Annotated in this window: 11 protein-coding genes; 5 read left to right on the plus strand and 6 right to left on the minus strand. The window is 37.4% G+C overall.

The window, feature by feature from the left end:
• From ACFFIS_RS13420 to ACFFIS_RS13435, 4 genes are all read right to left on the minus strand, one after another.
• Positions 1 to 575 (minus strand): IS3 family transposase (locus ACFFIS_RS13420; RefSeq protein ID WP_390187990.1); only part of this gene is annotated, 575 nt, incomplete at its 3' end.
• 52 nt (positions 576 to 627) lie between these two features.
• A complete protein-coding gene (locus ACFFIS_RS13425; protein ID WP_390187961.1) occupies positions 628 to 1,047 on the minus strand; it encodes a helix-turn-helix domain-containing protein in 420 nt (139 codons plus the stop codon).
• A 191-nt stretch (positions 1,048 to 1,238) separates the two neighbouring features.
• Positions 1,239 to 1,919, minus strand: coding sequence for an NAD(P)H-dependent oxidoreductase (locus tag ACFFIS_RS13430; protein ID WP_390187962.1), 681 nt, complete (start codon positions 1,917 to 1,919; stop codon positions 1,239 to 1,241).
• Between the two features lie 137 nt (positions 1,920 to 2,056).
• A complete protein-coding gene (locus ACFFIS_RS13435) occupies positions 2,057 to 2,512 on the minus strand; it encodes a GNAT family N-acetyltransferase (protein WP_320380551.1) in 456 nt (151 codons plus the stop codon).
• Between the two features lie 347 nt (positions 2,513 to 2,859).
• Between ACFFIS_RS13435 and pbp4 the strand changes: the two genes are divergently transcribed.
• From pbp4 to ACFFIS_RS13455, 4 genes are all read left to right on the plus strand, one after another.
• Positions 2,860 to 4,902 carry a penicillin-binding protein PBP4(5) gene (pbp4, locus tag ACFFIS_RS13440; protein ID WP_390187963.1) on the plus strand — a complete coding sequence of 681 codons (2,043 nt, stop codon included), beginning with the start codon at positions 2,860 to 2,862 and terminating at the stop codon, positions 4,900 to 4,902.
• 279 nt (positions 4,903 to 5,181) lie between these two features.
• Positions 5,182 to 7,275, plus strand: coding sequence for a peptidoglycan D,D-transpeptidase FtsI family protein (locus tag ACFFIS_RS13445; RefSeq protein ID WP_390187964.1), 2,094 nt, complete (start codon positions 5,182 to 5,184; stop codon positions 7,273 to 7,275).
• A 232-nt stretch (positions 7,276 to 7,507) separates the two neighbouring features.
• Positions 7,508 to 7,897: a BlaI/MecI/CopY family transcriptional regulator gene (locus ACFFIS_RS13450; protein WP_320380663.1), complete on the plus strand. Its 390-nt coding sequence runs from the start codon at positions 7,508 to 7,510 to the stop codon at positions 7,895 to 7,897.
• Positions 7,897 to 9,696: a BlaR1 family beta-lactam sensor/signal transducer gene (locus ACFFIS_RS13455; protein WP_390187966.1), complete on the plus strand. Its 1,800-nt coding sequence runs from the start codon at positions 7,897 to 7,899 to the stop codon at positions 9,694 to 9,696. Before ACFFIS_RS13450 ends, ACFFIS_RS13455 begins: the two co-directional genes overlap by 1 nt.
• Before the next feature lie 321 nt (positions 9,697 to 10,017).
• Here ACFFIS_RS13455 and ACFFIS_RS13460 read toward each other — a convergent pair whose 3' ends face one another.
• Complete coding sequence (locus ACFFIS_RS13460; protein WP_320380558.1) at positions 10,018 to 10,161, minus strand: hypothetical protein; 144 nt, start codon at positions 10,159 to 10,161, stop codon at positions 10,018 to 10,020.
• A 243-nt stretch (positions 10,162 to 10,404) separates the two neighbouring features.
• Positions 10,405 to 13,155 carry a phosphoenolpyruvate carboxylase gene (gene ppc, locus ACFFIS_RS13465; protein WP_390187968.1) on the minus strand — a complete coding sequence of 917 codons (2,751 nt, stop codon included), beginning with the start codon at positions 13,153 to 13,155 and terminating at the stop codon, positions 10,405 to 10,407.
• A 546-nt stretch (positions 13,156 to 13,701) separates the two neighbouring features.
• Here ppc and ACFFIS_RS13470 point away from each other — a divergent pair.
• Positions 13,702 to 14,142 (plus strand): MarR family winged helix-turn-helix transcriptional regulator, encoded by a 441-nt coding sequence (locus ACFFIS_RS13470; protein ID WP_320380559.1) that lies wholly within the window; start codon positions 13,702 to 13,704, stop codon positions 14,140 to 14,142.
• Positions 14,143 to 14,269 lie beyond the last annotated feature (127 nt).

Below are 14,269 nucleotides of genomic sequence, written 5' to 3' on the forward strand. Positions count from 1 at the left end.
CCCATCGCAAGTTCTAAATTTGGGCGCTTACTTATCCCAAATGAAATAATTTCTCCATTAAACATATCTAAAATCGGATTTAAATATAATTTAATTCCATCAGAACATTTAAATTCTGTGATATCTGTTGTTAATTTTTGATGAGGCACATTTGTTTGAAAGCGGCGGCTTATACGGTTTTTCGCAACCTTCCCAACTGAGCCTTTATAAGAACTGTATTTACGTGTTTTTCTCCAGAATTTATTCCCTTTAAGTCCGAGTTTCCTCATAAGACGCTGAACCTTCTTATGATTCACTTTATGACCCTGATTTCTCAATTCTAGACAAATACGACGGTAGCCATAATTTCCGTTATTTTCATTGAATATGGATTGGATAAGCTCTTCTAGTGTCTGATCTGGGTTCGCTTTTCTCATCATTTTTATATGATAATGATAGGAAGATTCAGGAATACCCACTACGCATAAAACATCTTTTAATTTGAATGTTTCTTTGAGTTCGAATGATAACGCTGCTTGTGCTTTTCGAGATAGCCTTCCGGATCCATCTGAAAAGCTCGCAACTTTTTTAGATATTCTACTTCTAAACGTAAGAGTTCATTTTCTCTTTCTAATCTTTGTTGGTATGTTATTTCATTTTCTTTTCCTTTTTTGTTTTGTTTATTCTTTGATGTATCTGGCATAGAAGACCATCCTTTCGATTCAGAGCTCCAGCACCACCCTCACGAAAAGCTTTCTTCCATGAAGATATTATAGTGGTATTTTTCAATCCAAAGTGAAGGGCTGTTTCCATCTCTGAAGAACCAGTTCTCTCTATAAATTTTAATACATCAAGTTTCAATTGAACAGAATAAGTTTCGTTATGCTTCTTACTTTTAAGTCCTTCCACACCATACTTCTCATATAATTTAATCCATCTATCCACCTGTGATTTTGATTGTACACCATGTTTCTTAGCCAAACGTCTAACCCCTAGGCTACCTTCTTGATACTCTTTTACTACCTTTAACTTTAAACTGTCACTGTATTTCTTGACCAAAATATACACCCCAAAAGTTAATTATTTTCACTCTAACTATTGGGGTGCACTACATTCTCATGTTGCATTTTTCACTTTACGTGAAACACGAGAACCGTCCCCATGTTTCATTAAACACGAGAACCGTCCCCATGTTTCATTTCTGTTTCAAAAATAGGGTAAGCATGAATAGCTTACCCTTACATTTGGCTGCGAACCGTTTATATCCATTTCACTAATTTTTCTACTGACTTTCTTGTCTTTGGACGTTTGGGATCTTCTTTACGATATCCAAATGCGGCTAATACAGAAGCAGAGTATGCGCTGTCTTCAAGTAATCCTTCCTTTTCAAGTAAAGCGTCTAATTTATCCGCATAAAAACCTTCCATCGGCGTGGAGTCAATTCCAATCATGGCTGCGGCAGTGAGCATATTTCCTAACGCAATATATGTTTGCTTCGCAGACCAGTCATCTAACGTTCGGCTGTTGTCTAATATATTTCTGCCCTCTTGGAAATGTTTATATTGCTCACTAATCATTGCTAACATATCTTCCGGAAAATGCTGAACTGTTTTCATATGGTCTAATAAATATTCAGAATCATAACGGACTCCTTTACGTGCAAGTATAACAACAAAGTGACTAGCGGTTTTAAGCTTTTCAACAGCTCCTGGCGCCACATCCATCATCTTTTCTCTTAAGACTGGATCTTGGATCACTAAGAATTTCCATGGTTCTGATCCTAATGAGCTTGGTGATAGCCGACCGGCTTCAATAATATAATCGAAATCAGCATCCGATATTTTACGATCCTTATCATATTCCTTTGTTGCATGCCGATGATTCATCGCGTTTAAAACTAGCTCTTTTATCTGCCCCTTATCCAGTGTCTGATTTAACATATCAATACCCCACCCCTTCTATGTATATCATGATTATTTCCCCAAATATAGTCAAGCACCATGAAGGCGGTGAAACACGGGGACGGTTCTCCTGTTTCACACAGGTAAAAGTGAGACATCAGAACCGTCCCTCTGCTTCATGTCAATGTCAATTCCATCACGTGGCCAGCAATGACTTCGGTGTCATCTATATCGCCATTAAAACGGAAGCCTAGTTTTTCATACATTCGAATTGCTACTTTGTTCTCTAATACAACACTAAGGTATATACGATTACACGGATATAATTCCTTTATTTCACGGATAAGCATTGGGAGAAACTGTTTTGCATAACCTTTTCCTTGATACGTAATATCAATCATAAAACGATCTAACCATACTGTCTTTTCTTTATCCGAAAAGGCGCCGTACATCGCATAGCCAATCAACGTATCACCCGCATACAATGCTCTTGATTTCCAATAGGTTTCAAAAGCCGACTGGGCGATTGAGTATAAATTGCTCTCAATATAATCACTTTGTTCATGCGCAACCTTTAACGCAGCTACTTGGCGCCAATTATCCTTATTTACATCTTTTATCACAAGCTTCATGATTTCACGTACCCTTCTAATTAAGCATAGGGAAGCATAAAGCAGGCAAACCGCTGACCTGTGCTTCATGTGAAACACAAGAACCGTCCCTATGTTTCACAAAAATTATATGCTCTTTGCGGTCCTGCCGTCAATGCAGGGAGGTTGGTCTATTGTTTCAGAAAGGGGGGATGAAGCAGGAGAGCCTTCTCTCCGTTGCACCCACGCTGAACATGAAACACGAGAACCGTCCCCGCGTTGCACCCGCGTTGCACTCTTTGTTGAATGTGTGCTATAATATTTTCAATTACTACACGTGTAGTAATATCTAAAATACTACATGTGTAGTTTATGGGGAGTGAATTATTTTGAACAGTAGATTTGAAAGCAAAAAGAGAAGAGCTAAGTTTCCCTATATTTTGCTTCTTACTTTCATCATACTAGTCGGATTTACGAGCTTTGGATATTTCCGCTTCATGCAGCAAAACGATCGTAATCAAATGAAGGAAGTCGCAAATACCTTCATTCACATATTAGAAAATAAAAATTACCAAAAGTTAGGGGACATTCTTGATGAACAATCCTACACTTCTTTGGATTATTCATTAGATACAGTGATAGAGAAATATGAAAACATCTTTAATGGGATTCAAATTAACCAAGTACATGCATCCAACGTAACATTAAGCGAAATAAACGACGATGAACAAGATTTCTCATTTCAGTTAAGCTTCACGACACCTTTAGGTAAATTAGAAAACTTACAGTATCACACCAAAATAGTAAAGACCGGGGATCATTTTCAAATGAAATGGGATCCTTCTCTCATCTTACCTGGGATGGAAGGAAAAGATAAGGTCTCTTTTCGCAGGTTGAAAGCGGAACGAGGGGAAATCAAAGATCGACTTGGCAATGGATTAGCAGTAAATCAAGACTTTATATCAATAGGAGTTGTGCCAAAGGAATTAGGTCAAGGTGATGAAAGAGAAAAAAGGCTTCATGAAATTAGTAAACAATTTAACATACCCGTCGATGAAATTAACCAAAAGTTAGCGCAGGGGTGGGTAAAAGATGATGTATTCGTTCCCTTAAAAATAACGGAAAACAAACCAGCCAAAGAAGTACCTGGTATTTTCTATCAAACGAAAAAAATTCGTTATTACCCGCTAAAGGAAGCAGCTGCACACCTTATTGGATATACAGGAAAAGTAACAAAGGAAGATTTGGATAAACATCCGAACTTAGCCGAAGGAGACATCATTGGAAAAGCCGGATTAGAAAGAGCTTTAGATAAGGAGCTACGTGGTATAGATGGTGGAGAAATTTACATTGTCGATCAAGATGGGAATAAAAAACACGCCATACAAACACAGGAGAAAGTGGATGGAGAAGATATCCAATTAACCCTTGATACGTATGTCCAAAAGGAAGCATTCGATACTTTTAAAGGCAAGGCTGGCTCTACCGTAGTAATGGACCCTAAAGAAGGCGGTTTATATGCTGTAGTGAGCTCTCCATCATTTGATCCGAATAAAATGGCTCAAGGCATATCCCAAGAGGACTATAACGACTATGCGGAGGATCCTCATAAGCCGTTTATTGCAAGATACGCTGTACGTTATGCACCTGGTTCCACCTTTAAAGCTATTACAGCTAGCATTGGTCTTGATGCCAACATAACTTATCCAGACAAGACAAGAGAAATACATGGCCTAAGTTGGAAAAAAGATCAATCATGGGGAGGTTATTCCGTAACTCGCGTATCAGATGTAACCCATGTTGATATGCGAAAAGCGCTCATTTACTCCGACAATATTTACTTTGCGCAAGAAGCTTTAGAAATGGGAGAAAAGAAATTTAGAGACGGTTTGAAAAACTTCCTATTCGGGGAGAAACTCGACTTACCAATAGCAATGGAACCAGCCCAAATTTCCAATAAATCAACGTTTGGTTCAGACATTCTTTTAGCAGATACGGGATATGGTCAAGGAGAATTATTAATTTCACCCATTCAGCAAGCTGTCATGTATTCCGTCTTTCAAAATAAAGGAGAAATGGTTTATCCAACATTACTAGCGAATAAAGAGAAACCTAAAACAAAAACAGCCATCGCTACCACAACTGCAAATGAAATGAAAAGTCGTTTGAAAGAAGTCGTTAGCAATCCTAGTGGGACAGCACATCTTTTATCTCATTCGCAATATACGTTAGCTGCCAAAACCGGTACAGCTGAAATAAAAATGCAACAAGGCAAAAAGGGTGTTGAGAATAGTTTTTTACTTGCCTTTGAACCAGAACAGGACAGTTTCCTTCTTCTTTCACTTGTAGAAGATTATTCGCCAGGAAGCTCTGCTACTCAGTTAAACAAAACATTTATTGATGATTTATACGGATATCTTCAAAAACGATAACGCTACATTACGTAGTTCGTTGTACAAAGTGTCCATACGCAAGTTTTTTATCGCAAGATTACGTGAAAGATCAGAGCTGTGGGGATTTGCACACCGCAATTCAATTCCCCCCCTCTGTTTATGAGTTAAACGAAGCAAAATTTACTGGCCTTACACGACCATTTACATCTTCATTCCATTTGAGTTGATGGTCTTACAGCCAGTTAACACGCAACAAAAAATAGTTTGCAACCTTTCAAACTTAAAACAACTTTGCAGATTGATAAATGAGGGATTACGATGAAGGAAGAAAAAAAGATCAAAGCTAAACTTCCATTTCGCTTAAATATATTATTTTTCATGATTTTTTTATTGTTTTTTGTACTAATTATTCAATTGGGTGTTGTTCAAATATTAAATGGTCAGGAATTTCAAGATAAAGTGAGCAGCACAGTGAAGGATTCAGTCAAAACATCCGTACCACGCGGAAAAATATATGATCGGAACCATAAGTTGATTGTAGATAATCAAGCCCGGTATGCCATTACTTATACAGCACCAAAGGGCATAAAGCCTGAGGAAAAGTTAGCAGTCGCGCAAAGGTTATCAAAATACATGTCCATGTTTCATAATGAAACAAAAAAGGCAAAACTAAAAACGATAACCGAGCGGGAAAAGAAAGAGTATTGGTATTTACTGCATAAAAATGAAGCTGAACAACGTCTCTCTACAGAAGAAAAGACTAATTTAAAAAGTTCCGAGCAATATAATACAATCTTGGAGCGAATTTCAAAGGAAGATTTACAAAGTCTTTCAGAAGAAGATATGCAAATAATATTAATAAAGAAGGAAATGGACAAGGCTTATGCATTAACACCACAAATAATAAAAAATGAAGATGTTACCTACGAAGAATATGCAATGGTCTCAGAACATTTATATGAATTACCAGGAGTGAATGCGACCGCCGATTGGGACAGAAATTATCTATATAAAGATACATTTCGCAATATGTTAGGTGCAATTACAACGGAGAAACAAGGTATCCCCTCCGAAAAAGTAGATACGTATCTTGCTAAAGGATACAATCGCAATGATCGAGTAGGCAAAAGCGGTTTGGAGGAAAAATATGAGGACCTTTTGCGAGGTAGAAAAGCACAAATCCAATATACAACAGACAAAAAGGGTGAAGTAATTGGTACTGAAACAGTTGTGGAGGGGCAACGTGGGAAAGACTTGGTACTAACAATCGATATGGAGTTCCAACAACGTCTTGATAAAATTGTGAAAAAGGAACTAAAGACAACAAAAAATCATGCTCCTTATTTAAATAGATATTTGGAAGACGCGATGGCGATAGCCCTTAAACCAAAGACTGGTGAGATTTTAGCGATATCAGGTGCGCATTATAATGCCAAAACAAACCAATATGAAAATGCCGATTATAAAGTATTATACGATGCACGACAAGCCGGTTCTTCTGTCAAAGGTGCGACAGTATTAGCTGGTTTCCAATCTGGTGTCATTCATACTGGTACCATTTTCAATGATGAAACGATTAAAATTGCCGGTACACCTCCGAAAAAGTCTATTTACGCTTACCCATTAGGACCGCTCGATGAAGTGACTGCATTGAAAAAGTCATCCAATGTGTATATGTTTCATATCGCAATGCGAATGGGTGGTGAATACAATTATCAGCCAAATAAGAATATTACTTTCCATCCAGAAGCGATAACGGAAATACGTAATTATTTCAGCCAATTTGGACTTGGTATCAATACAGGTATTGATTTTCCTTATGAGGCAACAGGTTATAAAGGGGAGCATCCAAAAGCAGGTAATTTACTCGACTATGCTATCGGACAGTACGACACTTATACAACATTACAGTTGGCCCAATATGTATCCACGATTGCCAATAATGGGTATAGAGTGCGGCCACATTTTCTGAAGGAAGTGAGAGAACCGATTCCAGGAGAGGATCAACTAGGACCGGTGAATCGAGCAGTAAACACCGAGGTATTAAATCGAGTAGATATGGATGAAAAATATATAAAACGTGTCCAGGAAGGATTTCGTCAAGTCTTTCAAGAGCCAGGTGGAACAGCATTTCGACATTACAATACCGCCCCATATAATAGCTATCATATTGTTGGCAAAACAGGAACCGCTCAAAATGAGGTTTTTGAGAATGGACATAAAACCGAGACAGAAAACCACACATTAGTTGCTTATGCACCGTTTGATGATCCAGAAATCGCCATCGCAGTACTCGTTCCTAATTCTGGTGAAGGTATGGGATATCCGGACAATCATAACATTGCAAAGGGAATCTTTAAAACTTATTTTGACCTAAAAGAGGAAAGACAAAAAGATAGCGATTTACAATAATATCTTGCTTATCTCCTATAAGCTTCATTTAGTTTTTAAAAAAATATCTGTGAGCGACGTACCACTTAGTCCTTGCTTAAAAGTGGGAATTTCCTATATTTCCATACCGGAAGCAAACTTACCGACAGATAAAAGTGGGAAGCATCTGTCGTTGAACAATAAAAGTCACTTTAAACCATCCTTACTTCCTGCTATAATAAATACTACAAATGTAAAAGTGAGGATGGTTGCAGTGAAGCAAATTCCACAAATTTCAGAAGCCGAATACGAAGTAATGAAAGTTGTATGGAAATATGAACCAATTTCCACACCCGAAGTAGTTGAAAAGGTATCAAGCAAAATTGACTGGAAGCCAAATACGATACAGACGATGCTTGCACGCCTCGTAAAGAAAAAGGCATTGAAAGCAAAAAGAGATGGCCGCGTATTTATCTATCATTCTCTTATTGAAGAGTATGAATATGTAGAGCAAAAAAGCAAACTATTTCTAAACCAGTTTTTCGGAGGTACATTAAATTCAATGGTGCTAAACTTTATTGAAAATGACCAGTTATCCAAGGATGATATTTCTGAACTAAGAAAAATACTTTCTGAGAGGGATACGAAAGAAGGGGAAAAATAGTGGACACGTTTATACTTCAATTAATATTAAGCACAGTAGTAGTATCTCTTGTTATTTCAGCTATACTTTTTGTAAAAAGGATATATGCTAAACATATTTCCGTACAAATTCATTATAAAATCTGGTATTTTCTATTTGTCCCACTCGTAACCTTCCTTATTCCGTGGAAACTTATTCGACTTGGAGAGAGCATTCCCCAATATATAAAGAATTTACTTTTTTCTAATCAAGAAACAGCAACTACAGGTGAAAAATTAGGACATGCTGGGGTATCTCATCAACCAAATACTAATTTACTACATGATTTTGCTGTATCAGTAGACAAGTCTACGCCGGATTTATTTTATAATCTATTTTTCACTGTTTGGTTAATCGGAATGATGGCACTAATTGGTCTGGTCTTGTATTCCAACTATCAAATCTATCAATTAAAAAAGTCAGCTACCACGATTAAAGATCTGCAGATTCATGAAATGCTGGAAACTTGCAAAAAAATCGTCGGTATAAAGAAGAATATTAGGTTAGTGGAAACGCCACTTATTCAATCTCCCATTACACTAGGGCTATTTCACCCATATATACTAATCCCGCAGGAAACCCGACAGTTATTCACAGTAAATGAATTAAAATACGTCTTTTTACACGAGTTAAGTCATCAGAAAAATAAAGATGTATTCGTAAATTATATAATGTGGATGTTGAAAATCATCCATTGGTTTAATCCATTTGTTTGGTATGCTTTGGAAAAAATGCGTAACGATCGTGAATTAGCTTGTGATGATTCCGTACTGAATTGTTTAAATGAGCGTGGATATATCGAGTATGGTCATACGATTATCCATTTTGCAGATAAAAAGTTTAACCACACTTATGGACAATTTGCCCCTGGGATTGGCGGTACTAAAAAGCAAATCAAGCAAAGAATTCAGGGGATTGCTAATTACTCTAAAGAATCAACAACAGTTAAGTGGAAAAGCAAAATAATCTGTTCGATTCTAGGAATCATGGTATTGCTCCTTGCCCCTATTACAGCAGTTGTAGCAGGGACAGACGACGTTTATCATTTTAACGAGAAAAACACCGTATATGAAGATTTAAGCGATTATTTTAAAGGCCTCAATGGAAGTTTTGTTTTATTTGATTCATCTAAAGCGCAATATCAGATTTATAATCAGGAAATGAGTGCACAAAGAGTTTCTCCTGATAGCACGTACAAAATATACTCGGCATTATTTGCTTTAGAGGAAAATGTCATTTCCACTACGAACAATGAGAAGAAGTGGGACGGCCATGTGAATCCTTTTGAGCAATGGAATAAAGATCACAATTTATATACCGCAATGAGTAATTCGGTGAATTGGTATTTCCAAGATATTGATCGCGAACTAGGTAAAAAGCAACTTCAAACTTACTTTAACAAAGTAAATTACGGAAATAAGGACCTCTCCGGTCAATTGGATAGTTATTGGATGGAGTCGTCATTAAAAATCTCTCCAATAGAACAAGTCGAATTACTGCATGCGCTTGAAGAAAATAAATTTGATTTTCACGAGAAAAATATTCAAGCGATAGAAAAGGCGCTATTCATTGCACAACAAAATGAAACACAACTATTTGGGAAGACAGGTACGGGTACGGTAAATGGAAAAGATATAAATGGCTGGTTTGTTGGCTTTGTGAAGAATGCTAGCGACACGTACTATTTTGCAATAAATATTCAAGATGAAAATGGACATTCAAATGGCAGCAAGGCAACCGAAATTGCAAAACAAATATTAAAAGATAAACAGATTTATTAGGCAAATATGGGACGGATCTCAACTTTATCGCTTTACAAGTAATAAAAGGCAGGTCCGTCCCTGCTTCATTTTTGACATAACAGTCTGCCTTAAATGTGAACAACTTCAATGCGTAAGCACCCTTGACTAAAACCCACACTGCTACTACTAGTAACATGCAACCCAAAGATACTGTTAATCGGTTATTACAGTTAACCCCAACTGCATGATCCTAATAGCACTTCTAGCTGAGACCACTAAAATAATAACAGAATAATTTCTATCCCATTATTACATGTAGCGAATTACAAACTCAAGATGCTTCACATGCGTCATTTCAAATCACTTAAAGTAAGCTTGAATTGATTTAGGCAATAATCGAAAGAATAACCCTTTATATTTAATATCAGCCAGGCCGGCAATGAGGAGAATAAAAGCTATTAATAACAAAATAGGCTTTTTACTCTTTTTAGAATCCTTGTTCATCCTATTCCCTCCAACTTGAAATATATATCATCGATGTATCTTTTTCACCAGACGATAAACCTAGATTTTATTTATTGTTATATTTCACATACAAATAGGCACTGCAAAATTTGTGAGTTTCATCTTATATTTTCGTATGAATGGCAGAATCCACTTGATGACACAATATGAATAAAGTCCTACCCACTTCAAATTGGATAGGACCTTTAACTTTTCAGCAAACAAGTTAAATTTACTTTACTATCAACCCGTATTCACTAATCCTGCGGCCACTCCGTTAATCGTCAACAACACTTCGGTTACCAACTCATCAGGGGGGTTTGGTGTTTCTCTTAGTTTACGTATCAAATCCACTTGCAAGAAATTGAGTGGATCAACGTATGGGTTACGAACATGAACAGAATCTTTAATATTTGGTTTATGACTGAGCAATTCCTCATTGCGGGAAATTCTTAACAATGCATCTTTTGTCCGCTCATACTCCTCCGCAATATCAGTAAAGATACGTTTTGCAAGCTCTTTATCTTCGACTAATCCTAAATATTCCTTCGCTGTATCCATATCTGCTTTGAGTAGCGCCATTTGTAAATTGTTAATAGTAGAATGAAAGAAGGACCATTCCTCATACATTGTTTGCAACATTCCCAAATGGCTTTCATCTGCTTCAATGAAAGCTTGCAATCCTGTTCCTGCCGCATACCAAGCAGGAAGCATATGTCTCGATTGTGTCCAAGCAAATACCCATGGAATAGCTCGCAAATCCTCGAAACGTTGGCTATTCTTTCTACTCATTGGACGCGACCCAATATTTAATGCACCTAACTCCGTCAATGGCGTTGCTTGATGGAAATAAGTAAGGAAATCAGGGTCTCCAAAGACTAGGGATTGGTATTTCTCCAACGATTTCTCTGAAATAGCTTCCATTGCTGCTTCCCATTCTTTTTTGCGCAATTCTACTTGGTCAGGTGCACTTGAAACTTTCGCACAGGCCTCAAATAGTGCTGCAGCTGCTTGCTCTAAATTACGATATGCGATATCTTCGAGCAAATATCTAGATGAAAGCACTTCACCCTGTTCCGTTATTTTTACGCCATCACCCAATGTTTCCATAGGCTGAGAAAGGATACTCGTATTCAACGATCCGCCTCCACGACCTAATGACCCACCGCGCCCATGGAAAAACTTCAAACGAATATCATACTCCCTCGCCGTATTATGAATTTCCAATTGGGCTTTAAACAACTCCCAGTTTGCGCTCAATGTACCGCCATCTTTACTGCCATCTGAATAGCCAAGCATAATTTCCTGATGACCTTTGCGAGCCTGCAGTTGTTTACGATAAACTTCTGTTTCAAATAGCGTCCGCATAATGTTCGGGCCCGCAATCAAATCGTCAATGGTCTCTAGTAAAGGTGCAACATCAAGGTCACTTTCTACTCTTCCATCTGGGTAAAGACGGTAAATTCCTGTCTCTTTAGCAAGCACTAACACTTCCAGAAGATCGCTCGGAGATTCTGTCATACTGACCAAATAAACCTCAATTGCACGTTTACCAAATTCATCATGGGCTTTTTTGATCATCCTAAACACTTCCAACATCTTCTGGGTCGCTTTTGAATACCCACCATCGAAAAGTAGCAACGGCCGTTGGTCATTCAAAACTTGACACAATACTTTCTGCTTTTCTTCCTCTGCAAGGTCGGAATAATTATTTGTAACATGGACAGCTTTTAAAACTTCATGGATTGCTGCTTCATGTTCTCCGCTATGGTTTCTTATATCTAACGTCGCTAAATGAAAGCCAAACATTTGTACTTGCCGAATAACTTTTCGCATCGTCTTTAATTTTTTGATCACTGGCAAATGTGCCTCAGCATGTCGCTTAATTTCTGTAAGGTCGCTAGCTAAATCCTCTGCATAGCGATAACCATGAGAAGATTTCCCTGTTTCACGCAGACGTTTCAGAATTACCGCGAATTTCCGTCGATATACTTCCGATTTAACAGGCCATTTCTCTTTTCCCTTTAAATAAGTATTTTCCTCTTTTTCAACTTTATCAATAAACTGCGGATTAATTGATATACGTTCACTTGATTGGCTGAACCTTCTCATCAATTCAACGATTGAAGCTTCATATTTCTTCAAAATTAGTTTCCGCTGCATTTCTAATGTCGTCCAAGTAATTTCAGGCGTCACATTCGGATTTCCATCCCGATCTCCGCCAATCCAGGAACCAAATTGAATGAAATTCGGCACCTGCCAGTCCTCTTCTGAAACTTGTCGTTGTAACTGCATTTCTAATTCTTGAAAGACTGCAGGCAATGTATCAAATAATGTTTGGTCAAAATAATAAAGACCGTTTTTCACTTCGTCCAGCACTTTCGGTTTTCGATGTCGTAATTCATCTGTATGCCATAATGCAGTAACTTCGTTAAATAAGCTCTCTTCTACATACGATTTCTCTTGATCCGTAGATAACGGGTTGTCCAGTTTCCGCAAATTCTCTGAAATTCGCTTTTGAATTTCCAATACAGTCCGCTTCGTTGCCTCAGTTGGGTGAGCCGTCATGATCAACTCGATTGACAACTCGTGAAGGACTTCCTGAATTTCCTCATTTGTAAGATTGTAACTTTTTACTTTGGAAACCGCTTCTTCAATAGAGAAGGACTGACTTGTTCCCTCCTCCAATAAATACTGACGTCTACGCCTAATTCGGTGATTTTGTTCCGCAATATTAATTAAGTGGAAATAAATAGAAAAGGCACGAATTACTTGCTGACGCATTGGCGGTTCTAAGCTACTAATTTCCTCTTTTAATTTATGATAATCATCATCGTTAAATTCATTACGAATACGCTTGGTCATCTCACGAATTGTCTCAACCTTATCAAACAACTCTCTACCACCATGAATGATTAAAATCTCCCCTAATATATTTCCAAGCATCTTCACATCTTGCCGCAACAAAACATTATGATCAGTCACCTTTGCCACACTGTCTCCTCCTTCGTGAAACATGGGGGACGGTTCTGCTGTTTCACTGTCAAGTAAGTGATGCAATAGATACGTCCCCCGCTTATCTTCTTTGCTCAATATTTTATTGAACTCGTTACATACGGTACGAATTATTTTATAATAAGGCGCACTATTATCCAATCCTAATTTACAACAAGTATTTCCAATTCGTTATTTCATTAATAATGACACACTAAAAAATACTTTTCAAGAATTCAATCTTTTGTAAGGCCTTCTCTTTCGGAGCAGTCCTATTACGACATACGCGGAAACACATGAAACAGGAGAACCGTCCCTCTGATTCACTTTTCAAGAATTCAATCTTTTGTAAGGCCTTGTCTTTCGGAGCAGCTCTATTACGACATACGTGGAAACACATGAAACAGGAGAACCGTCCCTCTGATTCACCTTTGATGCATTTAGCGTTAAATAATGCAATATTATATTACTCTGTGGTAAAATATATTAGCATATAAAAGTTTCAGAAATAATTGTTATTTTATTAATTTCGGAAGGGATTTGGCTATGATGAGGGCCTCTATATTTGAACTTATCCGTGTTACAGAATTATTAAATAATGAAACCGTCATCCGTTTTATGGATCTTTTTAATGAAAATGTCGGTATTTCGCAAATCTTAGTCCTTTCCCAGTTGCAGCAGAATGGCCCACAAATGCAATCTTGGCTCGCTAAAAGGCTAGGATATACATCTGGAGCATTGACTGGCATTGCCAATAAATTGATTAAGGAAAATTATGCTGTGCGTAAATATGATGAAACGGACAGAAGGATTGTCTTACTAGCGATTACAGAGAAAGGAACAGAACTTCTACAAAACGCACAAAAGCTAGGTCAGAAGATGGAAACTGAAGTTTATTCTGTCTTGAGCGAAGCAGAATCAAATCAGATACTAACTATTCATAGAAAACTTCTAGATCATATGCTGAACATTAACAGTCCTAAATGATGGATTAGAAAAAGGGATATCGTAGAAGCAGCATGAATCTAGCTTTAAGATTCTTCATCCTACATTGCAGATGCTGAACTTGTAATCGAAGACAAATTTTCAGCACAATAAATATTATTAAACGAAC

The sequence above is a fragment of the Paracerasibacillus soli genome, from assembly GCF_042432965.1.
In the GTDB taxonomy this organism is placed as follows: domain Bacteria; phylum Bacillota; class Bacilli; order Bacillales; family Amphibacillaceae; genus Paracerasibacillus; species Paracerasibacillus soli.

What these genes read in the sequence shown, in the direction of transcription:
- ACFFIS_RS13430 (WP_390187962.1), bottom strand. Translation starts at nt 1,919, where the DNA reads ATGTTAAATCAGACACTGGATAAGGGGCAGATAAAAGAGCTAGTTTTA.
- ACFFIS_RS13435 (WP_320380551.1), bottom strand. Translation starts at nt 2,512, where the DNA reads ATGAAGCTTGTGATAAAAGATGTAAATAAGGATAATTGGCGCCAAGTA.
- ACFFIS_RS13460 (WP_320380558.1), bottom strand. Translation starts at nt 10,161, where the DNA reads ATGAACAAGGATTCTAAAAAGAGTAAAAAGCCTATTTTGTTATTAATA.
- ACFFIS_RS13445 (WP_390187964.1), top strand. Translation starts at nt 5,182, where the DNA reads ATGAAGGAAGAAAAAAAGATCAAAGCTAAACTTCCATTTCGCTTAAAT.
- ACFFIS_RS13470 (WP_320380559.1), top strand. Translation starts at nt 13,702, where the DNA reads ATGATGAGGGCCTCTATATTTGAACTTATCCGTGTTACAGAATTATTA.